Consider the following 23,846-nt stretch of genomic DNA (forward strand, 5'->3'; position numbering starts at 1 on the left):
ATTAAAGCTAAACGAAAGTAAATTATAAATAGAAGGCTAAACAATAAAATAGATTAAATACCATATTTAACGATAAAATACACTTAATATCTCTTTTTTTATCTGAAAAACAGATTATTAGGTATTTTACTCGATGAAACTATTTTATAATAATTTTCTTATCGATTGTTTGATTATTGTCCGTTTTAACACTTACAATATATAAACCAGAACTTAAATTAGAGATTTGTAATCCGTTTTCTAATTGGTTGTTAGTTACTGAAAAACTATTAAACACTTTTTGACCTAAAGAATTGTACAATGTTACTGCTTTAACATCTTGCTGTAACCCTTTGACAAATAATTGGTCTTGGGTATTATTAAAATAGATTAACGTATTCTCTGTTTCTAATTCAAAATCTTCATTACTTAATATATTTGAATTTTGAAAAACAATATCAAAACGACTATTAAACTCTCCTGATTGAGAAGTAAAGTTATATGGCAACCCTGATTTTAAATCATGATAAACTCCTGTTTGATTATCTAATAAATAAACAACTTGATCATCAGCGATATTTAATAGCTCTATAGCTTTAATTGAATATGTAGCTACACCATCTGCTTTAAAATTAAGGTCAATTACTTTACTTACATTTATATGATCAAACGCTTGAATTACCATAGGTTTACTATTTAATGTCATGGTTAAATCGTTAGCAAAAACTTCTTTAGCTAAAGCATCATAACCATAATCAAATTCATCTGTTGTTGTATCACTAAATCCTAATACTAATTCTCTTCCTAAGTCAGAATTTGTTTTAAATTCTAATTTTATTTTTTGAATCCCTAAACTATCTGTTTGTGATATGCTTTCTGAGTCTTCTTGATTGCTGTTTTTAAAGAATATAGATTGTCCAGCAGTTTCTGTCTTAAAAATACGTTGCCCATTGTTAAACTCTATATCACCAGTTCCTGTAACTTCAACCATAAAGCCTTGCCCTACAGGAATATATTGTTTTGGTGTTTTTTGCCCTCCTTGGTAACCTGTATTACCACCATCCATACCTATAAATTGATATGCTCTTACTTTTCCTAATTTGTTTAATGTTGCATAACCACCTTCATAGGCATTAAGGTTATGAGAGTTTCCAGCCCATTGTTCCCATAAATAAATTGCACCTCCAATAACTCCTGAATTATCATCAATAAACTGATGAGCATCTATTGCAGAAGCATATGGATTACCTACTAAAGATTCTGTTCTACTTACTCCTCCTACTGATCCAGCTCCTCCAGTATCTGCTGCACTTAATAAAACGGTTCCGTTATTTGGTTTACCTTCAAACGTATAACTTGATAAAGAACCTCCTCCTTTTTGAGTGTATCCTAATCCTGTTGTTATAGGTGTATTTGTGTTTAATCCATTCCAATCATAATATGTAATACCATTTTGGTAACTATAAAACCAATAGGTACTTAATTTTCCATCTTCATCATATGCATCAGTAAATTGAACATCATTTCCAGATGCATCTTTTAACATGTTTAATGTAAAAGAAGAATTATTTAAATTATTACTTATTGTGTTATTATTAAACAAAGCAGTTGTTGCTTTTTCTCCAACTGGAGAACTCCAATAGTTGTATCTATACACACTACTTTGACCTTCTTGACGTCTTTGAATTTGTCCTTTATCAGAGGTTACTAAATCACTTTCTAAACCTTGAATTAACTGTGAATCATTTTTTAAATCTATTGTTCCATTAATCTCTAAATATTTTGAAACATTTAATTGTAGATCTTCACTTGAGCTTCCAATTGTAAATACTACATCATTATTAGCGTCATCTTTCTCGTCAACAATTACACCTTGAGCTAATAATCCTTTATGATATCTAGGATAATTAGGTTTTGATAAAGAGGTTGTTAAATTTACACTATGCTTGATATGATAAATTCCCCAAGTTACTACTTCATCACTACCATATGTAGCAGCTTGAACAACCTCATCAGCAGGAACATACCAAATATCTCCATGCAACCAAGTGTTTTTATCATGCCAATTTCCACTTTGTTTTGTAACAAATGGCATAGGTGCAGATTGCTCTTGAATAGTAGTTATATTAAACATTTCTGCATCATTACTATTTAATGACTCATCTTTAATAGTACCAGTAGTTACATTATTTAATGGATAATACACCTGTAAATCTGACCAATTAGCAGAATCTAGTTGGTTTTTTATCTTAGCCCCTTGTACTTGCCCACTGTTATTTTCTATCTCTTGATAAACAATTCTTTTAACTTCTTCTTCTGGAATAAACTTATTAAAAACTCTAACTTCATCAATTGACCCTTTAAAGAACTTTGATGCAGAAAATGATTGATCATTACCCATTCTTAATTTGTCCTCTTCTGCAGTAATAGAGCTTCTAAATGCTACTGCATCAAATAAGTTTGTTGAAAACACAAAATCACCATCTAATAATAAATAAGCTTTGTTTTCTGTAAATGAAACTGAGACTGTTACATGTCTCCATATATTTCTTATAATTCCAGTTGTAGATCTATAAACAGATTTGGTTGCAGTAGTATTATCTGACTTAACATAATGTATTTTAGCATATATGTTTTCGCCAGTTAATGTAATTTCAATTGCATTTTTTTCGCCTAAAACAAATTTTTGACTAACATCTGAAGCATCAGAATCACTTTTAATCCATGCCATTAGTGTTGCTCCATCTGTATTGGTTTGGTTTATATTCGAAAATGTTTCAGCTCCAACTACATAATCATCTATTCCATCAAAATCTAATGTTGCATCGTTTGGTGGGTTAACATCAAAAAGATCTCTATAATCTAAATCTCCACCAATAGATAAATCACTATCAGTATCTGGAAGAATTGTTAAATCTAATGGGTTATCTATTTCATCATTAACATCTGATGAATCATTAACATTTAAACCTTCAAATAGGTTATCTAACCCATCTGTATCAGAATCTGTAAATGTAGTAATGGTATTAGCCATTCCATTTTCTTCAATATCTTGTTTACCATCATTATCAGAATCTAGATCTAAATAATCTAAAATACCATCTCCATCTGTATCTACTAATGTTGTAAAACCTAAATTGTAGTTATCATCTATCCCATTACTATCAAGATCTGTAAAAGCCAACCCATTACCACTAGGTGCAATATAATTATTAGTTGTTTGTGCTTCTATATTATCTGGAATACCATCATCATCAGAATCTAAATCCAAAAAGTCGTAATTAGATGTATTATCTGTGTTTGTTGGAATATTTCCTGTACCAGCAGAACTTGGAATTCCAAATGTGGTTGCTGTAGTTCCAACAGTTCCGTCTGCTATCCCGTCAAAGTTTACATCTGTTCCACCTGACTCTAAAACGTCAGATATTCCATCATTATCACTATCAAGATCAAGATGATTAGGTATTCCATCAGAATCAAAATCTAAATTAACACAAACTCCAGAACTATTAAGAGTACAAAAATCTGCATCTTGATAATTTAAAACCCCATCAACATCATGATCTCCTGAAGGGTTTATTCCATTGGATTCATCTGTATCTAAAATCCCATCATTATCATCATCTAAATCATCTATATTACTTAAAGAATCTTCATCATAATCAGGAAATGTTAAAATAAAAAGTTTTCCGTCACCATTATCATTTGTTGCAGCTGTTAACTGTACTTTAGTTATAGTAGAACCAAAAGGTGCAATATCGTCAAGATAAAATAAAGCAATACCTATTGTTCCTCCTGTATTTACAACTCTATCACTTAACCAATAATCAGAGTTTGTAGTTGGTGGGTTTACAGCTCCTGGTGTACCTAAGTTATTAGCACCTCCTGTACCACCAAAACCAAATTCTGTACTATTACCTTGATTTACGAAAGTTTCTCCTAAAGATTGTTCTACAGTTCCTCCAAAAGGTATCCCAAAAAATTCTATATGATAGCAATTATTTGCATTTCGCTCTGTAATTGCAATTAAACCACTTGAATTAGACTTAATTCCAGAACCATAAGTTAGGGTTTGTCTTTGTGCATCTGTAGTCTCCTCATCTTCATAATCATCACAAATATTATCTCCATTTCCATTAGACACAAAATAATGATTAAGATTTAGTGACTGAAAAGCATCTAAAGCAGAAGTATTCCATGTTGTATTTGCACTTGAATTTTCAACAAGTACACCATCAAATCTAATTGAATTTTTGTCATGTCCTCCTGGACCTAACTGAGTTAATTCATACCCTGAAGGAACTCCAAAATTATAATAAAGAGTACCATCAACAGTAATGGTTTCTATTGTAGCTGAATCTTGTTTATCAGTTTGATTATCACTCCACTGAAAACTAACACCATTTTGTATACTTGGTGCATTAGTTTGTGCATTTACTGTAAAAGTTAATGATAATACAATGATTAGGATATATTTGGAAATAACACTAAAAGAGTTATAGCCAAAACACAAGTGTGCATTTCTGCTTAAAAGTAGGTTCATAAAAATATAGATTTGGGGTCTATAGACGACAAATTTAAGTTCTAATTTGTTAATAAGATGATAGATAGATATGATTTTCGACAATAAGAATTGTTTTATCGATTAAAAGCAAACACATTCAAAAAACACCGATAAAGTGTAGCTTAATAAGCTACTAAACAAACCAAATTTCTATATAATAAACTCAACTAAATCTTCAATTTTTGATATTAATTGAATTTTTATCGCTGTACTTTTTAGAGAAATCTTGTTGTATTTAGACACAAAAATTGTTGAAAAACCTAGTTTTTCAGCTTCTAGTATACGCTGTTCAACTCTTTGTACTGGTCTAATTTCTCCAGACAAACCTACTTCTCCTGCAAAACAGTAAATAGCTGGTAGTGCTTCGTCTTCATTTGAAGATAAAATAGCTGCAACAACTGCTAAATCTATAGCAGGATCATCAACATGTATTCCTCCTGTTATATTTAAAAACACATCTTTTGCTCCTAACCTAAAACCTGCTCGCTTCTCTAAAACTGCTAATAACATATTTAATCGTTTAGCATTAAAACCTGTTGCACTACGTTGTGGAGTACCATAAACAGCAGTGCTTACCAATGCCTGAACTTCTATCATTAAAGGACGTAACCCTTCTAAAGTCGCTGCTATTGCATTACCAGATAATTCTTCGTCTTTTTTAGATATTAAAATCTCGCTTGGGTTAGACACTTCTCTTAATCCGGAACCTAACATTTCATAAATACCTAATTCATGAGTGGATCCAAATCTGTTTTTTTGAGCTCTTAAAATTCTAAATACATGATTACGATCACCTTCAAATTGCAAAACAGTATCTACCATATGCTCTAATATTTTTGGGCCAGCAATATTACCATCTTTAGTAATATGTCCTATTAAAACAACTGGAGTATTAGTTTCTTTTGCAAACTTGATAAGCTCTGTAGTACATTCTTTTACTTGACTAATGCTTCCGCTTGAAGACTCTATATAATCGCTATGCAACGTCTGTATTGAGTCAATTATGACTATATCAGGTTGAAGCGAAGCGATTTGCTTAAAGATATTCTGTGTTTTAGTTTCGGTAAGAATATAACAACTTTCGTTATTAGGGTTTATGCGTTCTGCACGCATTTTTATTTGTTTCTGACTTTCTTCTCCAGAAACATATAGGGTTTTATAAGGTAATTTTAATGAAATTTGAAGCAAGAGTGTACTTTTACCTATTCCTGGTTCTCCACCTAAAAGCGTCAATGATCCTGGTACGATTCCACCACCTAAAACACGGTTAAACTCTGCGTCCAAAGTATCTAATCTTGCTTCTTTAGAAGCGTCAATTTGTTTTATTGTCAGTGGTTTAGAAACTCTTTTTTGAGTGTTAGAAGGAGTTTTCCAATTGTTTTTTTCAGGTTTTTGTACAACCTCTTCCACAATTGTATTCCACTCTTTACAAGCGTTACATTGTCCTTGCCATTTTGCATATTGCGTTCCGCAATTTTGACAAAAAAAAGTGGTTTTTACTTTAGCCATGTTTATTTTCTAAGAAAACGGAAATCTGTTTTTTAATTAATATCCAAAGTCTGCTTTAATTTGTTCTGCTAACTCTAAAACGTGATCTTTTGTTATACCTGCAATTTCAGATAAAACATAAGCAGACTGATACGTTTTCATAGCTTTTTTAGGCTCTCCAGTTTCTTCAAAAAAACGTCCTAAATAGTAATTACCAAGTAATGTATCAGGATATTCTTTTCTTGCTAATTTCCCTAAGTCTTCAAAATATTCCCATTTTTTATTCTTTTTAATAGCAGCCTCAATAGCTTTAAAATCGTTTATTAAAATAGGCTTTTTTATACCAAATAATTGATCTATCATTTGGTATTTTTCAGTCAAATACTCAACTGGATTTCCTGTTAAATTTAGTATAGTTTCTTTATATTCTTTTTTGCTTATTGGTTGAAACACTAAAAAGATACTTTCTAATGCTTTAGGGATTGCGTGGGCTGGTAAAGAGTAATGTGAAGGTCCTTCAAAAGTGTCGAATGTTTTTAGCACATTTTTATTATCTATTGCTTTCAAACTTTTTGACAAAGCTTCAGTTTTTTCTTGAATTTTTCCTGCATCATTTGTTGTTGTGGCTAAATAATAGAACGTTTTTTGCTGTAATTTAGGAAATACTTCTGTTAAGTATGAAGCCATATCTGGTGCTAAATCTGGACTTAAGACAATATAAGACTGAAATAATGGTATGCCTTTTAATAAATAATAATTGATAAAATTAGCTGTTTTACCATGTCCTACTGCAACCTTAAAGTTTTCTGTACGAAATGTTTTATTTATAAATGGAACCAATTCCATACTAATAAATTCAAAAAAAGCAGCACCAGACTCTATTGGTAATGAGTTTTGCTCGCTATAATAACAGTCGTCTTCACGTTTTTCATATTGATTTACTCCAATAACAATAGCTTCCGGAATATCTTCCCAATAGGCATAATAATCTACATTTCCTGCAACAGGTTCAAATAAATAATCTGCATCAAAAACATAGATTACTGGATATTTTTTATCTGAAGTATCATAGTTTCTTGGTAACTGTATTTTTATCTGTCTAGTCTCTCCAAGTTTTTCAGAATTTAGTTCTTTATATATAGTTTGTGCGCTTATGGTTTGCATAAAAAATATACTGGCAAAAAGAAAAAGAATGCGTTTCATGATAAGTATTAATTAAGATTGGGTGTAAGTTACAAATTATTTTTTTCGGTTAAAAAATGGAAGATACAACAACGATATTCCTCCTAAAATAAAGACTAGTAAAGTTTGAGAGCTCCACATTATCCATCCAAAAGCACGACTTGGATCTTCTGGTAAATTAAATAACGTAAATGCTATCACTATGGCTTCTGGGTATGAACCAATACCTCCATTTGTTGCTGCAATACTAAAGCTGGCTAGAATAAAACCTATTAAAACTGCTCCAAATGGTATATTATTTAAGTCTGTAAAAGCCAAAGTTGTTACATAAAACATTAACACATACATTGTCCAAATAAACAGTGTGTGGAAGATAAAAGCCCACTTCTTTTTCATTTTAAAAATACTAAGTGCACCTTCTATCAATCCATTAACAAAGTCTTTAATTTTTAATGCTATTTTAGAATCACTCCTTTTTATTAATATAATGAAAAGAATTCCTAATATTGAGAGTCCAACTCCTCCAATAATAATTTTAGTTAAATCAAATTTATCAGCAAGAAAATTATAAATAAAGTCAAATTGTAAAAACAAGGTTATGGCAATTATACCAAGCATAACTATCATATCTGCAATACGCTCTGCAACTATGGTTCCAAATCCTTTTTCAAAAGGGACGCCTTCATAATTTGTTAAGATTGTTGCTCTTGCAACTTCGCCTGCTCTTGGGATTGTGTAATTGATTAAATATGTTGCAAAAACTGCCATAATACTATTACCAAGCTTTATTTTATAACCTAAAGGCTCTAACATAAATACCCAACGATAGGCTCTAGACAAATGGCTTAATAAACCAAAAAACATACCTAAAACAATATATTTATAATCTGCATTCTTGGCAAACCCTATTAAATCCTGAAAAGATAGTTTTGACAGAGAATACCATATTAAAAAAACTCCCAATATAATTGGGAGTGAAATTTTTAATAATTTTATAATAGGGCTTTTAGACATTTATTTTAGCAAGTTATTTGCTTCATTGGGAAATACCAATGATGGTTTAAAAACTTTAGCTTCTTCAATATCCATAAAAGCATAAGTTATTAATATTAAGATATCATCTTTAGCTACTAGCCTAGAAGCTGCACCATTTAAGGTGATCTCTCCACTGTTTCTTGGACCAGGTATTGCATAAGTCTCTAATCGTGCACCATTGTTATTATTTACAATTTGCACTTTTTCTCCTTGAACAATATTTGCTGCGTCCATTAAATCCTCATCAATGGTTATACTTCCTATATAATTTAGGTCAGCGCCTGTTACTTTAACTCTGTGAATTTTCGATTTTACTACTTGTATTTGCATAGGGCAAAGGTAATTAATTTAGAGCGATATTATCTATTAATCTTATGTCTCCTGCATAAACTGCAATAAACGCTCTGTAGGTTTTAGTTTTAGATTTTCGTTTTACTGTTTTTAGGGTCTTTACATCTGCAATTATAAAATACTCCAGCTCTAATAAGTTGTGCTTTGCAAACTGTTTAGTTACCCATTCTGTCACTTTATTAGCACTTTTTGTGCCAAACTTTTGTTTAGCTTCTTTTAATGTTTTATAAATAAAAGGCGCTGCGTTTTTATAATCTGGTTGTAACCTTGTGTTTCTAGAACTCATGGCTAACCCACTAGTTTCTCTATGTATTTTACAACCAGTAATTTTTACTGGAATATTATGTTTTTGGACTAACTTTTTTATAATAGTAAGTTGCTGAAAATCTTTTTCGCCAAAATAAGCATTATCAGGTTTTACAATTTCAAACAAACGTTTAACAATTGTACCAACACCATCAAAATGTCCTTTTCTAAAGCGTCCTTCCATTTCAAACTCTAACCCATCAAAACTAAAATGTTGTGCTTTTGTTTGCCCTTCATAAACATCTTCTACGCTTGGAGCATACACAATAATATCTTTTGATACCGTTTTTAAAAGATTTACATCTTTATCTAAAGTCCTTGGGTATTTTTCTAAATCTTCTGCATTATCAAACTGTGTAGGATTTACAAAAATACTAACAACTAAAAAATTGTTAAATGACAGACCTTCCTCAACTAATGACAAATGACCTTCATGCAAAGCTCCCATGGTTGGTACAAAACCAACTTTAAATCCCTTGTTTTTTAAAGAAGAAACATGACCATCTATTTTGTTTTTATTAGTAAATACAAGCATTTTTTAATATTTAATTAACGCATGCAAACTTAATATTTTAGTGGCAATCTGCATAAAATTTTGTACTTTTGCGTGTTTTTTATTGATAATTCTGAAAAAGCTATACAATTTATGAAAGATAAGAAGATATTATATGTATCATCTGAAGTGGTGCCATATTTACCAGAAACAGAAATTTCTTCAATGTCCTTTGAGACACCTAGAATGGTGAATCAACAAGGTGGGCAAATAAGAATTTTCATGCCTAGATATGGTAACATAAATGAGAGAAGACATCAATTGCATGAAGTTATACGCCTTTCTGGAATAAACTTAGTTGTTAATGATTTAGACATGCCTTTAATTATAAAGGTTGCCTCTATCCCTAAAGAACGTATTCAGGTTTATTTTATAGATAATGATGAATACTTTAAAAGAAAAGCAACATTAACTGATGAGGATGGAAATCTTTTCTCTGATAATGACGAACGTGCAATATTCTTTGCAAAGGGAGTTATTGAAACTGTTAAGAAATTAAATTGGTCACCAGACATTATTCATGTTCATGGTTGGTTAGCTTCATTACTACCATTGTATTTAAAACAATTTTACAAGGATGAACCATTATTTAACGAAAGTAAAATAGTAACATCAATATACAAAAATGGTTTTGAAAAAACCCTTAATACTGATTTAATCAAGAAATTACAGTTTGATAATATTGAAGACGATAAAATAAAAATATTAGCAGACCCTAATTATAACAACTTAATGAAAGTTGCTATAGATAATTCTGACGCTTTAATTACTGGGTCAGAAGATTTACCAGAAGAATTAACATCATATTTAAAAAAATCTAAAAAACCTGTTTTAGATTATCATGCTAAAGATGAATTTAGTGAAGCGTATACTAATTTTTATACAACAAGCGTTTTAGACTAACGCAATATTGCCATATTTAAAAATACCTATGAAAAAACACACATTAAACTTAATCAAACCTTTTGGGTTGTTGATTATTATTGTTTTTACTGCTATTGCTTGCGACAAAGATTTTGTAACAGTTGAAAGTGACATAACTGGAGCTCAAAACTTTACTACTAACAGTAAATTATTTCCTTTTATAGCTTACAACAAAAAACTTGACCCAGTACAAACTAACAACTTACCAAGTAATGTTTTAGGAATATATGAAGATCTAAATTACGGATCAACAACAGCTAGTTTAATAACTCAAATTGCACCTGATGATATAGATCCTGATTTTGGAGATAACCCAGAAATTATATCTGTAAAATTATATATTCCATATTTTTCTACCTTAGATGAAACTGATGATGATGGTAATTCTATATATTTATTAGACTCTGTTTATGGAGATCTTTCTAGCTCTTATAAATTATCAGTAATAAGAAACAATTACTACTTACGTGATTTAGATCCAGAATCAGATTTTGAGGATTTACAAGCTTATTATTCGGATGCTTATACAAGTTTAAACTTAGACAGTCACGAAGGAGACCTATTATATTCAAATAATGAATTTTCTCCTAGTGCAAATGAAATTTTAATTGAAGAAATTCCTTTTGATGGAACAGTTGAAGAAATTGAAGAAATTGAAGACAGACGTGCTCCAGGACTATATATAGACCTTACAGAAATAGAAGATTTAGATTACTGGAAAAATATTTTATTACTAGAAAATGATGTCGTCAATCCAGAAATAACAAATACTTCAGACTTCAAAAACTTCTTTAGAGGGTTAATTTTTAAAGTAGAAAAGCAGATGAACAATGAGGGCAACATGCTATTTTTAAATCTTGATACTGGTGCAAAAATTGATATAAGATATGAAAATGATGGTACAGATGATGGAGAAAGAGATAGAAGTACTTATACTTTTAACTTTAATAGTATAAAATTTAATACGTTTGAAAACTTATCAGATTTCATAACACTTACCGATGGTGATGATATTAATGGTGACGATCAACTTTTTGTAAAAGGTTTTCAAGGATCAATGACTGTCATAGACCTTTTTAACGGAAATATTATTGACGAAAACAATAACACTCAAGATGCTTTAGAATATTTTAAAGATAGAGAAGGTAAATGGTTAATTAACGAAGCTAATTTAAATTTTTACGTAGACCAAACTAATGTAGAAGGAGGAGCAACAGAACCAGATAGAATAGTACTTTACGATTTAAAAAATAAAATCCCAATTTTAGATCATTACATAGACCCTTCAACTAACACAATAGACCCATTCGAATCAAAAATAATCTATTCTCCAGCACTTGAAAGAGATGAAGATGAAAATGGTGTTAAATATAAAATTAGATTAACTGAGCATCTAAACAGAATTCTTTTTAATGATTCTACAAATGTTAAATTAGGGCTATTTGTATCAACAAATGTAAACTTAATTAACACCTCTAAAGTACAAGATGCATTGGACAGTGATACAGTTAATATAATTCCTCAAAGCTCTGTTATTGCTCCAGAAGGAACTATTTTACATGGAAGCACACCAGCTGTTCCTGAAAACGTTAGAGCAAATTTTGAAATTTTTTACACAGAACCTGAAAACTAAAAAAATATGTGTGGTATTGTTGGATATATAGGTAAAAGAGAAGCGTATTCTATAGTAATGGATGGCTTAAAACGCTTAGAATATAGAGGTTATGATAGTGCAGGAATTGCACTTTATGATGGCTCAGATATTAAACTTTCTAAAACAAAAGGTAAAGTTGTCGATTTAGAAAAACGTGCAGAAAAAGAAATAAGTACTTCTGGTAGCGTTGGTATAGGTCACACAAGATGGGCAACCCATGGTGTGCCAAACGATGTAAATTCTCATCCGCATTATTCAAACTCAGGTGACTTAATAATCATACATAATGGAATAATAGAAAACTACGAGTCTATTAAACAAGAATTAATAAATCGTGGATACACCTTCAAATCAGATACAGATACAGAAGTATTAATAAATCTAATAGAAGAGGTTAAGAAAAAACAAAACGTTAAACTAGGAAAAGCAGTACAATTAGCATTGACAGAAGTAGTTGGAGCTTACGCAATTGCAGTCTTTGATAAAAACAAACCCAATGAAATTGTTGTAGCCAAGCTAGGAAGTCCATTAGCTATAGGTATTGGAGAAGATGAATTTTTTATAGCAAGTGATGCTTCACCATTTATAGAATACACAAAAAATGCTATTTATCTTGAAGATGAAGAAATGGCAATTGTAAGAAGAAACAAAAAAATAAAAATCAGAAAAATCAAAGATGATTCTGAAGTAACTCCTACAATGCAAGAGCTTAAATTTAATATTGAGCAAATTGAAAAAGGGGGATATGAGCATTTCATGCTTAAAGAAATACATGAACAACCAAATGCAATTAAAGATACTTACAGAGGTCGTTTAAATGCAAAAGATGGAATTATTAGAATGGCAGGAATCGATGATAATATCGAAAAATTCCTAAATGCAAACAGAATAATTGTAGTTGCATGTGGTACATCTTGGCACGCTGGATTAGTTTCAGAATATATTTTTGAAGATTTAGCAAGAATACCTGTTGAAGTAGAATATGCATCGGAGTTTAGATACAGAAACCCAATTATAACAGAAAAAGATGTTGTAATTGCAATATCACAGTCCGGAGAAACAGCAGATACATTAGCAGCAATTAAGTTAGCAAAATCAAAAGGCGCATTTGTATTTGGCGTTTGTAATGTTGTTGGATCTACTATTGCTAGAGAAACTCACGCAGGAGCTTACACACATGCTGAACCAGAAATTGGAGTAGCATCAACTAAAGCATTTACAACACAAATTACTGTCTTAACTTTAATAGCATTAAAGTTAGCTAAAGAAAATGGTAGTATGTCAAACTCTGTTTTTCATCATCATCTACAAGAACTAGAATTAATTCCTAATAAAGTTAAAGAAGCTTTAAAAGCTGATGAACACATAAAAAAAGTAGCAAAAATATATAAAGACGCTAAAAATTGCCTGTATCTAGGTAGAGGATATAATTTTCCAGTAGCTTTAGAAGGTGCTTTAAAACTTAAAGAGATTTCTTATATACACGCAGAAGGTTATCCTGCTGCAGAAATGAAACATGGTCCAATCGCTTTGATTGACGAGCAAATGCCTGTTTTTGTTATTGCAACAAAAAAAGGGCATTATGAAAAAGTAGTAAGTAACATTCAAGAAATAAAATCGCGCTCTGGTAAAATAATTGGAATTGTTACTAAAGGAGATGTGGATGTTAAAAATGTAGCAGACCATGTTATAGAAGTTCCTGAGACCATTGAATCATTAACCCCTCTTTTAACTACTATTCCTCTTCAATTGTTGTCATATCATATAGCAGTAATGCTTGATAAAAATGTAGACCAACCACGTAATTTAGCAAAATCAGTTACTGTAGAGTAAAATCACACCAATCTAATAGGCTTCAAGGCTTGTAATTTCATAAAAATCAAGCATGTTTTTTATGAATATTTAATTTTGAAGCCTATTTTTTTTGCAAAAAACTATTATGCACGCATAATTTTTATTATTAATTTTTTAAAGATTTCGTTAAAAAACGTATATTGGCAATATAAATTAACTAAATCTAAAAAATGAGAACAATCCTTTCAATTGTATTGTTGTGCTTTTGCGGTATATCTTTTTCGCAAACAACAATAACAGGAACAGTAGTAGATGATGTAAGTCAACAACCCATTCCTAGTGCTAATGTTATAGTGGCAGGTACATCAACAGGTACTGCAACTGACTTTGATGGTAACTTTACACTTACCACAAGTCAAAATCCTCCTTTTACAATTCAAGTAAGTAGTGTAGGTTTTTCTACAGAAGACCTTGAAGTAACTTCAAACAATCAAACATTTAACATCGTTCTTAAAGAAGGTACTTCTTTAGATGAAGTCGTAATTTCTGCTTCTAGAACTCCTGAACGTATTTTTGAATCTCCAGTTACTGTAGAGCGTTTTGGATTAAAAGAAATTAAAAATACTGCATCTGCAGATTTCTATGATGGATTAGAAAACTTAAAAGGAGTAGATGTAAACACAAACAGTTTAACATTTAAATCTATAAACACTCGTGGTTTTGCAACTTTTGCAAACACACGTTTTATGCAGTTAGTAGATGGTATGGACAATTCAACTCCTGCATTAAACTTTCCAATAGGAAACTTAGTAGGTATGACTGAAACGGATGTTTTAAGTGTCGAGTTACTTCCTGGAGCATCTTCTGCACTATATGGTGCAAATGCATTTAATGGTATTTTATTTATGAGAAGTAAAAATCCATTTGATCATACAGGTATTAGTGCTTCTTTTAAAAGAGGAATCACTTCACAAGAAGCTGCAGGAGATAATCCTTACACAGACATAAGTGTTAGAATGGCTCATAAATTTTCTGATAAATTTGCTGCAAAAGTAAATTTTGGTTACTTAAAAGGTACAGATTGGCAAGCTACAAGTGAAGTTGATAAAATTGATCCAACAAGAACAAGATCAAACACTAATTATGATGGTATAAATATTTATGGAGATGAAGTAGCTACAAACATTAGAGCTGCATCTGGTCTTGGTATTATACCAGACGTAGTAGTAAGTAGAACAGGTTATAATGAACGCGATTTAACTAACTATAATGCAGAAAGTGTAAAAGCAGATTGGGGATTATATTATCGTCCAATTGAAGGAAATAGTTTAGAATTATCTTATGTTGGTAAAGTTGGTACTGGTTCAACAATTTATCAAGGAACAAACAGATATAATATTAACGGGTTTTTCCAACAACAACACAAATTAGAAGTTAAAAACGACAATTTCTTTGTTAGAGCATATGAAGTTGCAGACAAAGCAGGAGACTCTTATGACATGGTATTTACAGGGATCAACATAAACAGAGCTTGGAAAAGTGATGCAGATTGGTTTGGAGACTACATTGGTACTTATGCTGGAATAGAATTATCTGGAAACCCATTGGGTTTAACGGAACAACAAAAGCATGATGCTGCAAGAGCACAAGCAGATACTGGACGTTTTTTACCAGGCTCTCCACAATACAAAGCAGCATTTAATAGAAGTATTAATGACCCAGATTTATCAACTGGATCTAAATTTCAAGATGCCTCAAAATATTTCCACAGTGATGCAAACTACAACTTAAGTCATTTAATTGATGTTGCAGATATCCAAGTTGGTGGATCTTACAGAAAATACACATTAAACTCTGGAGGTACAATCTATACTGATGGAGATGGAGAAATTCAGTATTCAGAATTTGGTATATATTCTCAAGTACAGAAAAACATTGAACTTGAAGAAGACAGGGAAATAAAATTAACGCTATCTGGTCGTTATGATAAATCAGAATTATTTGATGGTTTTTTCTCTCCAAGATTATCTGCAGCTTATACATTAAACAGAAACCATAATGTTAGAGCCTCAGTACAAACAGGATTTAGAAACCCTACAACTCAAGATTTATTTATTGGTTTAGATGCTGGTAGAGCTGTTTTAGTAGGATCTGCTCCTAATAACTTAGATAGGTATTCAAGAGATTATGATATTAGTCTAGAAGGTCAAACACTATATGGTCAGCCTGCTTCAATAACACAAACTGGAGCTGCAGCATATAATAACTCATACTCTGCAAGTTCAGTTACTGCATTCTCAGAAGCTGGTAATCCAGCATTATTAACAGTGTCAAACCCTGATATTATTAAACCTGAAAAAGTAACATCTGTTGAAGTAGGATATAGAGGTAAATTTGAAAGTCTTATAGTAGATTTTAGCACCTACTATAATAAGTACCAAGACTTTATTTCTCAAGAAGTAGTAATCTCACCATTATATGGTACTGCTGGTGATGGAGGTTTATCTGTAGCAGCATTAGCTAATGGAGATTTCCAAGCATATAGCGCTTATACAAACTCTAGTGCAGATGTAAACTCGTATGGAGCATCTTTAGGGTTATCTACTAAAGTATTAGGTGGTTTTGATTTAGGTGGTAGTTATACATTTACAAAACAAGATTTTGACCAAGCAGCTAATCCAGATTTCCAAACTAATTTTAATACACCAGAACATAAATTTAAAGCCTCTTTTGGTCATACAGAAGTCTTTGAAAACTTTGGATTTAATATCGCATACAGATTTAGTGATGATTACTTCTGGGAAGCAACTTTTGGAAATGGTGTCGTTCCAGAATTCCATGTTGTTGATGCACAAATCAATTACAAAGTTCCTAGTTTAAAGTCTATAATTAAAGTAGGTGCAACAAACTTAACAGGTAATGAATACTTTACTGCTTTTGGTACTGGATTTATTGGATCTATGTATTATGCATCATTAACAATTAATAACTTATAATAATGAAAACATTAAAAAATATAAAATATATAGGACTTTTTGCTTTAGCAATTGGTTTTACATCTTGTAATGATGAGTCAGATTTTGAAGAGTTTTTAGATATGCCACCAGAGGATGCTGTTATTTTACCTGCACTAACCGCTGGTTCTGCAGATTTCTCTAATTATATATCTTTAGGAGCATCATTTACTTCTGGATATACTGATGGTGCTTTATTTATGGCTGCCCAAGACAATTCTTTTCCAAATACATTATCAAAGCAATTTGCAAATGCAAATGGAGGTGCTTTTACACAACCTTTAATGAATGATAATATTGGAGGATTAGTTTTTGGAACAACAGTTCTTGCTAATCCAAGATTGTTCTTTAATGGTAGTGGACCACAAGTACTTCCTGCTACACCTACTACAGATGTAACTAACAGTTTAGCTGCAGATGGAAGTATCTTTAAAAACGTAGGTGTACCTGGAGCAAAAAGCACGCATATAGATTTTAATGGTTATGCTGGCTTAAATCCTTATTTTGGTCGCTTTGCAAACTCACCAACAGTATCAATGCTAGAATACGCAATAGCACAAAACCCAACATTTTTTACTTTATCAGAAATTGGAGGTAATGATGTTTTAGGTTATGCAACAACAGGTGGAGACGGAACAGATCCAATTACACCATCTGCTACTTTTGATTTTGTTTTTAACGACATGGTTAATCAATTAACAGCAGTTTGTCCAAATGGAGTGGTAACAAACGTACCATACATAACAGATTTACCACACTTTACAACTGTACCTCATAACCCAGTACCTTTAGACGCTGCTACAGCGACAGCATTAAACCAAGGTTATGCTACTTATAATGGAGGATTACAATTTGCTATGACAAACGGTTTATTAACGCAATCTGAAGTTGATCAACGTACTATAACATTTGCTGCAAGCGAAACTAATGCAATGGTTTTAGTTGATGAAACTTTAACAGACTTGACAGGTTTTGGTATTCCAAGTTACAGACAAGCTACTGCTGAAGATTTATTTGTATTACCATTATCAACTTTAATCCCTCAAGGTTATGGAACACAAATTCCATTAGAAGATAAATGGGCATTATTACCTAGTGAACAATTAGAAATAAAAACTGCAACAGATGGTTATAACGCAACAATCGCAAGTGTTGCAAGTACAAAAGGATTAGCTTTAGTAAATTTAAACGTTATTTTAAGTGAAGCATCATCAACAGGTGTTACTTTTGATACTTACAACCTAACTACAGACCTAGTAACAGGTGGATTAGTAAGTTTAGATGGTATTCATTTAACAGCTAGAGGTTATGCATTAATGGCTAATAAATTTTTAGAAGCAATAGATGCTACTTATGGCTCAAACTTTGTCGCTTCAGGTAATGTTTCAATTGCAGATGATTTTGGTGTTACTTATTCGCCAACTCTACAATAGATAGACATTATATATAATTTAAAAACAGCTGCTTTATTAGACTAATAAAGCAGCTGTTTTTTTATATAGAAAAAAGCTTAAAATCCACTTTTATTTTAAATTAAAACTCCTATCTTTGCACGCGAAAACAGAACTTGTTTTCTTTCAATTAAGTACCATAATATTAAACAGATAAGTAATGTCAAAAGTTACAGGTAAAGTTGCACAAATAGTAGGTCCAGTTATCGATGTTGAATTCGGAGCTGGTGCTGAACTTCCAAAAATTTACGATTCATTAGAAATTAATAACGCTGATGGTTCAAAACTAGTACTAGAAGTACAATCTCACATTGGTGAGGACACTGTACGTACAATTGCTATGGACTCTTCAGATGGTTTAAGTAGAGGAACAGAGGTTGTAGCAACTGGTGCTCCAATACAAATGCCAGTTGGTGGAGATGTTTATGGACGTTTATTTAATGTAATTGGAGATGCTATTGATGGTTTAGGTGATTTACCTAAAGCTGGAGATGCTGGTTTACCAATACACAGAAGTGCTCCAAAATTTGAAGATTTATCAACGTCTACTGAAGTATTATTTACAGGAATTAAAGTAATTGACTTAATTGAGCCTTATGCAAAAGGAGGTAAAATTGGATTATTTGGTGGTGCAGGAGTTGGTAAAACAGTATTAATTCAAGAATTAATTAACAACATTGCAAAAGGACATGGTGGATTATCTGTGTTTGCAGGAGTTGGAGAAAGAACACGTGAAGGAAACGATTTACTTCGTGAGATGTTAGAGTCAGGAATTATCAAGTATGGTGACGACTTTATGCACTCTATGGAAGAAGGTGGATGGGATCTTCAAAAAGTGGATAAAAATATAATGAAGGAGTCTAAGGCTACTTTCGTATTTGGACAAATGAATGAGCCACCTGGAGCTCGTGCTCGTGTAGCATTATCTGGATTAACTATAGCAGAATATTTCCGTGATGGAGCTGGAGAAGGACAAGGAAAAGATGTACTTTTCTTCGTTGATAATATCTTCCGTTTTACACAAGCTGGATCTGAGGTATCTGCATTATTAGGTCGTATGCCTTCTGCAGTAGGTTACCAACCAACATTAGCAACAGAAATGGGTGCAATGCAAGAACGTATTACATCAACTAAAAGAGGTTCTATTACATCTGTACAAGCGGTTTACGTACCTGCAGATGATTTAACGGATCCTGCACCAGCAACAACGTTTGCTCACTTAGATGCAACAACAGTATTATCTCGTAAAATTGCAGAATTAGGTATTTATCCTGCAGTAGATCCATTAGATTCTACTTCAAGAATTTTAACAGCTGATATTTTAGGTGATGAGCACTATGATTGCGCACAGAGAGTAAAAGAGTTATTACAACGTTATAAAGAATTACAAGATATTATTGCCATCTTAGGTATGGAAGAATTATCTGAAGAAGATAAAATGGCTGTAGGTAGAGCAAGACGTGTACAACGTTTCTTATCTCAACCTTTCCACGTAGCAGAGCAATTTACAGGTCTTAAAGGTGTTTTAGTAGACATTAAAGAAACTATTAAAGGATTTAACCAGATTATGGATGGTGAATTAGATCACTTACCAGAAGCTGCTTTTAACCTTAAAGGATCTATTGAAGAAGCTATTGAAGCTGGAGAAAAAATGTTAGCTGAAGCTTAATATTTAAAACAATAAACTATGTATTTAGAAATTGTATCACCAGAAGCAACATTATTTAAAGGAGAAGTAGTAAGTATTACTGTTCCAGGAATAAATGGTGACTTTGAAATGTTAAATAATCACGCTCCTGTAGTCTCTCTTTTAAAAGAAGGAACTGTTAGAATAGCTGGTAATATAACTTTAGATGAAGAGGTTGAAAACCGTTTTACAAAAGGCGACAAAAACACTACTTTATTAAAAATAAATTCTGGTACGCTAGAAATGAATGGAAACAAAGTAATTGTATTAGCTGACTAATACTTTTTACTCAAAGAATAACAAAAAACGCGAAGCCATTAGCTTCGCGTTTTTTTATGACAAATTTTTTAACCTTACCATATATTAATCGCGTACGCTATTCCAAATATCTAAATCCATTTTCCAGTTTCCATCTTCTTTTTTCCAAACGATTACGTACTTTCCTTTCCATGACGATTCTTCACCTTGAGCGTTTTTTGTGACACCTTCATAATAACCATAATCATATGCTGTGTTTTTAACTATAGTTATATTTTCTGGAAAAATTTTATGATGAGATATAGTTAACCCTTCTGGTAAAATCCAATATTTTTTTATGTCTTCTCCTTCAAGAATTTTTTTGTTGTTTGGAAATATTTTAGCCTCTTTTGTGTAAGAATCCTTAATACCATCATAATCTGAAGCCATAACATAACCAGAAAATGTATTGGCATTTTTTAAAATAATTGCTTTCTCTGCTTCTACATCTATTTTTGGTTTGTGCGAGCAAGACGTTACTAAGCTTACTAGAAATACAAGTGTGAAAAAATGTTTCATTTTATTATAATTTAAGAGACTATACTTTTTTAATCACATTGGTTACAATTCCCCAAATTAAAAAGTTGTTGTCTTCTGTAATTTTTATAATTGGATAATTAGGGTTTTCTGGTTGTAACCAAACCTCATCATCAGATACTCTTAAACGTTTTACGGTAAACTCCCCATCCAAAAAGCAAACTGCAATTTTATTGTTTGTTGGCTCTAAACTACGATCTATTACTAACAAATCGTTATCATCCAATCCTGCTCCAATCATAGATTGTCCGCTAACTTTAGCGTAAAAAGTAGCCTCTTTATTTTTAACTAGTTCTTCGTCTAAAGATAATCGATGTTCTTTAAAATCTTCTGCTGGAGATGGGAATCCTGCAGAAATCCCTGTGTCAAAAAACTGCCCTGCAGCTCCATCTATTGTTTCTGGTGTGTAGAAGGTTAAACTTCCTGATTTATGTGCTATCATTTTACTACTATAATATCGTTAATATTGGTGGTGTATCTTGGCGATAATCGTTCTTGACGCATTTTCCAGGTGCGTTTTAAATCTTGATTACCTATTTTAATTTTGTTTGCTTTGTACCTTGTATTTAAATAATCTATAGACTTCATTAAAGGAACATGTTTTGGATCTTCTGCTTCAAAAATATTGAGTTGATAATTATCAACTGGCACCAAACCTGATACAATAACACCTGCTTTTTTATATTTTATTCCTTGTTTAAAGATAGACATTACTGCTTTAACTGCACAATTACTTATAATTAAAGATGAGTTTGTTGGACAAGATAAGTTTACTGTTGCACTTGCACGATGTTGCTCTAAATTTTTTTTATGTCTATCGCTTCTTAACATAACAATAATTACGTGGCAACTTGAGCCTTGCTTACGTAATTTTTCTGCACAACTTGTAGCAAAGGTTGATACACGTTCTTTTATATTATCCTTGTCTGAATAGGTATACTCAAAACTACGCGTAGTAGCTATCATTTTTTTGTCTTTGCAGTCTTCATCCAACAGTAGGGTTGGAATACCTTCTAAATCGCGTTTTAACCTAGATTCTATTACAGAAAAATTACGCTTTACCCAATCGTTTGGTAATTGTGTAAAATCATACGCTGTTTTGCAACCTTTAGCTTTTAAGCGTTTTGAAAGCTGCCTTCCAATTCCCCAAACGTTTTCTATTTTTGTCCATTTTAAGGCTTTAATACGTTTATCTTCTGTATCTATAACATAAACCCCTTTGGTTTGTTTAGGGAATTTTCGTGCTATCTTATTAGCGACTTTACAGAGCGCTTTAGTTGGCGCAACACCAACACATGTTGGAATACCTGTCCATTTTTTGATGCGATTTTTAATTTTTTGCCCATAATTATCTAGGTTATAGTGCTCAAATCCATTAAATTCTAAAAACGACTCGTCAATACTATACACCTCAACATCTGGACTAAATTGTTTTAATATATTCATGACACGACTACTCATGTCTCCATATAAAGGGTAATTAGACGATAATACTTGAATATTATTGGCTTTACAAAAGGTTTCCCATTTAAAAATTGGTGCACCAAAAGGTAATAGCAATGCTTTAGCCTCATCACTCATAGAGATGACACAACCATCATTATTGCTTAAAATTGCAACAGGTTTTCCTTCTAAATTAGGATTAAAAACCCGCTCGCAAGAGGCATAAAAATTATTACAATCCACTAATGCAAACATATGTGTAAAATTACACAAAATGTTTGAATGTTTTTTAGTTTTAGGTTCTTAAAAATGTTAAAGTTTAATCTTCAACATATTCTAAAATATCTGCAGGTTGACAATCTAACGCTTTACAAATAGCCTCTAAAGTAGAAAAGCGTACTGCTTTTGCTTTTCCAGATTTTAATATGGACAAGTTTGCAGTTGTTATACCAATAATGGTAGCTAGCTCTTTGCTTTTCATGTTGCGCTTAGCTAACATGATGTCTAGGTTTACAATTATTGACATAGTTAAATTGTTAGGTCGTTTTCTTCTTTTACTTCTTTTCCTTTTTTAAAGACTTCGCTTAAAAACATCAAGAATAATCCCATTAGTAAAAAGGCAGTTATTGAGGCATCAAATTCAAATTTTGGCTTTACTTTTATGTAAAGCCATAAGCTTATTTTTCCTAAAAACTCTGCAGCACTTAAAAAAACTAAAATAATACCTGCCTTTTTAAAATTATTAATTACTAAATCGCTAAAATAATTACCCGCTTCTAAATCAGTTAAGCTATTTTTTATGCTTTCTACTGCTAAGTATAACAAGCAATATAAGACTACACCTATAATAATAATTACTATAATTTTTGTGTTACTAAGATTAGCAAAATCTAAATTCTCATCTAAAAATTTAGGTTTTGAGTGTTTAATTTGACCATTAATTATATCATTAAAAACTCTTATTGCTTTTACTAATAATCCAACTATTAAAAGGTAGTAGTAGATATTAATAATGGTTTTTAAAATCTTTATTGCTTTCATATTAAATTATCGTTTAACGATAACAAATATATGAAAACTATTGATAAACAATAATTTTTTATTAAAAAAGGATAAAACAGAACTTAAATCTGACAGGTCTTTTTGTATATTTAAAAAAAATCTATACATGAGTCAAACCTTTAAAACCATTGCTAAATTTCAATATACTGCAGAAGCTCAAATAATTAAAGGACGTTTAGAGTCTGAAGGTATTCAAGTCTTTTTAAGCGATAATATAACTATAGATACAGATCCTTTAGTAAGTAATGCAATTGGAGGTGTTAAACTTAAAGTGTTAGCAAAAGATGCTATGCAAGCGCAGCATATTTTAGAAAGTATTAATAAATACTCTGTAGATGATGATGGCAACGCAATACATTGCCCAAATTGTAATAGTCAGGAAGTTGCTATGTTTTCTACCATTAAAGATTTTAAATCCTTTTTTGCTTTTGTATTTGGGTTTTTATTTGGGTCGCTTCCCTTCTATTCTAAAGACAAATACCGTTGTGATAATTGTAATACTGAGTTTGATATAAAATAACATTA

Annotated in this window: 19 protein-coding genes; 8 read left to right on the top strand and 11 right to left on the bottom strand. The window is 31.5% G+C overall.

Annotation, left to right across the window (positions count from 1 at the left end):
- Window positions 1-139 precede the first annotated feature (139 nt).
- The 6 genes from SJY17_RS02735 to panC all read right to left on the bottom strand — a co-directional run bounded on the left by SJY17_RS02735 (window position 140) and on the right by panC (window position 9,440).
- Window positions 140-4,522 carry a LamG-like jellyroll fold domain-containing protein gene (locus tag SJY17_RS02735; RefSeq protein WP_397363926.1) on the bottom strand — a complete coding sequence of 1,461 codons (4,383 nt, stop codon included), beginning with the start codon at window positions 4,520-4,522 and terminating at the stop codon, window positions 140-142.
- Window positions 4,523-4,693: 171 nt separating this feature from the next.
- A complete protein-coding gene (gene radA, locus SJY17_RS02740) occupies window positions 4,694-6,052 on the bottom strand; it encodes a DNA repair protein RadA (protein WP_397363927.1) in 1,359 nt (452 codons plus the stop codon).
- A 36-nt stretch (window positions 6,053-6,088) separates the two neighbouring features.
- Window positions 6,089-7,234: an alpha/beta hydrolase gene (locus SJY17_RS02745; protein WP_397363929.1), complete on the bottom strand. Its 1,146-nt coding sequence runs from the start codon at window positions 7,232-7,234 to the stop codon at window positions 6,089-6,091.
- A 36-nt stretch (window positions 7,235-7,270) separates the two neighbouring features.
- On the bottom strand, window positions 7,271-8,227 hold the full coding sequence (locus SJY17_RS02750; RefSeq protein WP_397363930.1) for a YbhN family protein: 957 nt from the start codon (window positions 8,225-8,227) through the stop codon (window positions 7,271-7,273).
- Window positions 8,228-8,578: an aspartate 1-decarboxylase gene (gene panD, locus SJY17_RS02755; protein ID WP_028291594.1), complete on the bottom strand. Its 351-nt coding sequence runs from the start codon at window positions 8,576-8,578 to the stop codon at window positions 8,228-8,230. It lies immediately after the preceding gene.
- 13 nt (window positions 8,579-8,591) lie between these two features.
- Window positions 8,592-9,440 carry a pantoate--beta-alanine ligase gene (gene panC, locus SJY17_RS02760; protein WP_397363932.1) on the bottom strand — a complete coding sequence of 283 codons (849 nt, stop codon included), beginning with the start codon at window positions 9,438-9,440 and terminating at the stop codon, window positions 8,592-8,594.
- A gap of 111 nt (window positions 9,441-9,551) precedes the next feature.
- On the opposite strand from panC, the gene SJY17_RS02765 reads away from it, so the two are divergent.
- The 7 genes from SJY17_RS02765 (at window position 9,552) to SJY17_RS02795 (ending at window position 20,261) form a co-directional block, all read left to right on the top strand.
- Entirely contained in the window at window positions 9,552-10,361 is an 810-nt protein-coding gene (locus SJY17_RS02765) for a glycogen/starch synthase (protein WP_397363933.1), read from the top strand.
- A gap of 28 nt (window positions 10,362-10,389) precedes the next feature.
- The gene (locus SJY17_RS02770; protein ID WP_397363934.1) at window positions 10,390-12,015 is read left to right on the top strand and encodes a DUF4270 domain-containing protein; all 1,626 of its coding nucleotides are present in this window, start codon (window positions 10,390-10,392) and stop codon (window positions 12,013-12,015) included.
- Window positions 12,016-12,021: 6 nt separating this feature from the next.
- Complete coding sequence (glmS, locus tag SJY17_RS02775; RefSeq protein WP_397363935.1) at window positions 12,022-13,869, top strand: glutamine--fructose-6-phosphate transaminase (isomerizing); 1,848 nt, start codon at window positions 12,022-12,024, stop codon at window positions 13,867-13,869.
- Between the two features lie 191 nt (window positions 13,870-14,060).
- Window positions 14,061-16,826 carry a TonB-dependent receptor gene (locus tag SJY17_RS02780; protein WP_397363936.1) on the top strand — a complete coding sequence of 922 codons (2,766 nt, stop codon included), beginning with the start codon at window positions 14,061-14,063 and terminating at the stop codon, window positions 16,824-16,826.
- 2 nt (window positions 16,827-16,828) lie between these two features.
- Complete coding sequence (locus tag SJY17_RS02785; protein WP_397363937.1) at window positions 16,829-18,277, top strand: G-D-S-L family lipolytic protein; 1,449 nt, start codon at window positions 16,829-16,831, stop codon at window positions 18,275-18,277.
- Between the two features lie 178 nt (window positions 18,278-18,455).
- Window positions 18,456-19,964 carry a F0F1 ATP synthase subunit beta gene (atpD, locus tag SJY17_RS02790; RefSeq protein ID WP_397363938.1) on the top strand — a complete coding sequence of 503 codons (1,509 nt, stop codon included), beginning with the start codon at window positions 18,456-18,458 and terminating at the stop codon, window positions 19,962-19,964.
- An 18-nt stretch (window positions 19,965-19,982) separates the two neighbouring features.
- A complete protein-coding gene (locus tag SJY17_RS02795) occupies window positions 19,983-20,261 on the top strand; it encodes a F0F1 ATP synthase subunit epsilon (RefSeq protein WP_397363939.1) in 279 nt (92 codons plus the stop codon).
- Between the two features lie 84 nt (window positions 20,262-20,345).
- Here the strand turns inward: SJY17_RS02795 and SJY17_RS02800 are convergent, their stop codons facing one another.
- The 5 genes from SJY17_RS02800 to SJY17_RS02820 all read right to left on the bottom strand — a co-directional run bounded on the left by SJY17_RS02800 (window position 20,346) and on the right by SJY17_RS02820 (window position 23,300).
- Window positions 20,346-20,798 carry a YybH family protein gene (locus SJY17_RS02800; protein WP_397363940.1) on the bottom strand — a complete coding sequence of 151 codons (453 nt, stop codon included), beginning with the start codon at window positions 20,796-20,798 and terminating at the stop codon, window positions 20,346-20,348.
- Window positions 20,799-20,817: 19 nt separating this feature from the next.
- The gene (locus SJY17_RS02805) at window positions 20,818-21,258 is read right to left on the bottom strand and encodes a LexA family protein (protein WP_397363941.1); all 441 of its coding nucleotides are present in this window, start codon (window positions 21,256-21,258) and stop codon (window positions 20,818-20,820) included.
- Window positions 21,255-22,514 (bottom strand): Y-family DNA polymerase, encoded by a 1,260-nt coding sequence (locus tag SJY17_RS02810; RefSeq protein WP_397364857.1) that lies wholly within the window; start codon window positions 22,512-22,514, stop codon window positions 21,255-21,257. Before SJY17_RS02810 ends, SJY17_RS02805 begins: the two co-directional genes overlap by 4 nt.
- 64 nt (window positions 22,515-22,578) lie before the next feature.
- Window positions 22,579-22,785 (bottom strand): helix-turn-helix domain-containing protein, encoded by a 207-nt coding sequence (locus tag SJY17_RS02815; protein ID WP_397363942.1) that lies wholly within the window; start codon window positions 22,783-22,785, stop codon window positions 22,579-22,581.
- Between the two features lie 2 nt (window positions 22,786-22,787).
- Window positions 22,788-23,300, bottom strand: coding sequence for a DUF2975 domain-containing protein (locus tag SJY17_RS02820; RefSeq protein ID WP_397363943.1), 513 nt, complete (start codon window positions 23,298-23,300; stop codon window positions 22,788-22,790).
- A gap of 127 nt (window positions 23,301-23,427) precedes the next feature.
- Between SJY17_RS02820 and SJY17_RS02825 the strand changes: the two genes are divergently transcribed.
- Window positions 23,428-23,841 carry a putative signal transducing protein gene (locus SJY17_RS02825; RefSeq protein WP_397363944.1) on the top strand — a complete coding sequence of 138 codons (414 nt, stop codon included), beginning with the start codon at window positions 23,428-23,430 and terminating at the stop codon, window positions 23,839-23,841.
- The last annotated feature ends 5 nt before the right edge of the window (window positions 23,842-23,846 follow it).

It is taken from the genome of Olleya sp. R77988, assembly GCF_044594215.1.
Taxonomy (GTDB): Bacteria; Bacteroidota; Bacteroidia; order Flavobacteriales; family Flavobacteriaceae; genus Olleya.

Bases quoted from the DNA above. Each gene is read 5' to 3' on its own strand.
- SJY17_RS02735 (WP_397363926.1), bottom strand. From the start codon at position 4,522: ATGAACCTACTTTTAAGCAGAAATGCACACTTGTGTTTTGGCTATAAC.
- radA (WP_397363927.1), bottom strand. From the start codon at position 6,052: ATGGCTAAAGTAAAAACCACTTTTTTTTGTCAAAATTGCGGAACGCAA.
- SJY17_RS02745 (WP_397363929.1), bottom strand. From the start codon at position 7,234: ATGAAACGCATTCTTTTTCTTTTTGCCAGTATATTTTTTATGCAAACC.
- SJY17_RS02750 (WP_397363930.1), bottom strand. From the start codon at position 8,227: ATGTCTAAAAGCCCTATTATAAAATTATTAAAAATTTCACTCCCAATT.
- panD (WP_028291594.1), bottom strand. From the start codon at position 8,578: ATGCAAATACAAGTAGTAAAATCGAAAATTCACAGAGTTAAAGTAACA.
- panC (WP_397363932.1), bottom strand. From the start codon at position 9,440: ATGCTTGTATTTACTAATAAAAACAAAATAGATGGTCATGTTTCTTCT.
- SJY17_RS02765 (WP_397363933.1), top strand. From the start codon at position 9,552: ATGAAAGATAAGAAGATATTATATGTATCATCTGAAGTGGTGCCATAT.
- SJY17_RS02770 (WP_397363934.1), top strand. From the start codon at position 10,390: ATGAAAAAACACACATTAAACTTAATCAAACCTTTTGGGTTGTTGATT.
- glmS (WP_397363935.1), top strand. From the start codon at position 12,022: ATGTGTGGTATTGTTGGATATATAGGTAAAAGAGAAGCGTATTCTATA.
- SJY17_RS02780 (WP_397363936.1), top strand. From the start codon at position 14,061: ATGAGAACAATCCTTTCAATTGTATTGTTGTGCTTTTGCGGTATATCT.
- SJY17_RS02785 (WP_397363937.1), top strand. From the start codon at position 16,829: ATGAAAACATTAAAAAATATAAAATATATAGGACTTTTTGCTTTAGCA.
- atpD (WP_397363938.1), top strand. From the start codon at position 18,456: ATGTCAAAAGTTACAGGTAAAGTTGCACAAATAGTAGGTCCAGTTATC.
- SJY17_RS02795 (WP_397363939.1), top strand. From the start codon at position 19,983: ATGTATTTAGAAATTGTATCACCAGAAGCAACATTATTTAAAGGAGAA.
- SJY17_RS02800 (WP_397363940.1), bottom strand. From the start codon at position 20,798: ATGAAACATTTTTTCACACTTGTATTTCTAGTAAGCTTAGTAACGTCT.
- SJY17_RS02805 (WP_397363941.1), bottom strand. From the start codon at position 21,258: ATGATAGCACATAAATCAGGAAGTTTAACCTTCTACACACCAGAAACA.
- SJY17_RS02810 (WP_397364857.1), bottom strand. From the start codon at position 22,514: ATGTTTGCATTAGTGGATTGTAATAATTTTTATGCCTCTTGCGAGCGG.
- SJY17_RS02815 (WP_397363942.1), bottom strand. From the start codon at position 22,785: ATGTCAATAATTGTAAACCTAGACATCATGTTAGCTAAGCGCAACATG.
- SJY17_RS02820 (WP_397363943.1), bottom strand. From the start codon at position 23,300: ATGAAAGCAATAAAGATTTTAAAAACCATTATTAATATCTACTACTAC.
- SJY17_RS02825 (WP_397363944.1), top strand. From the start codon at position 23,428: ATGAGTCAAACCTTTAAAACCATTGCTAAATTTCAATATACTGCAGAA.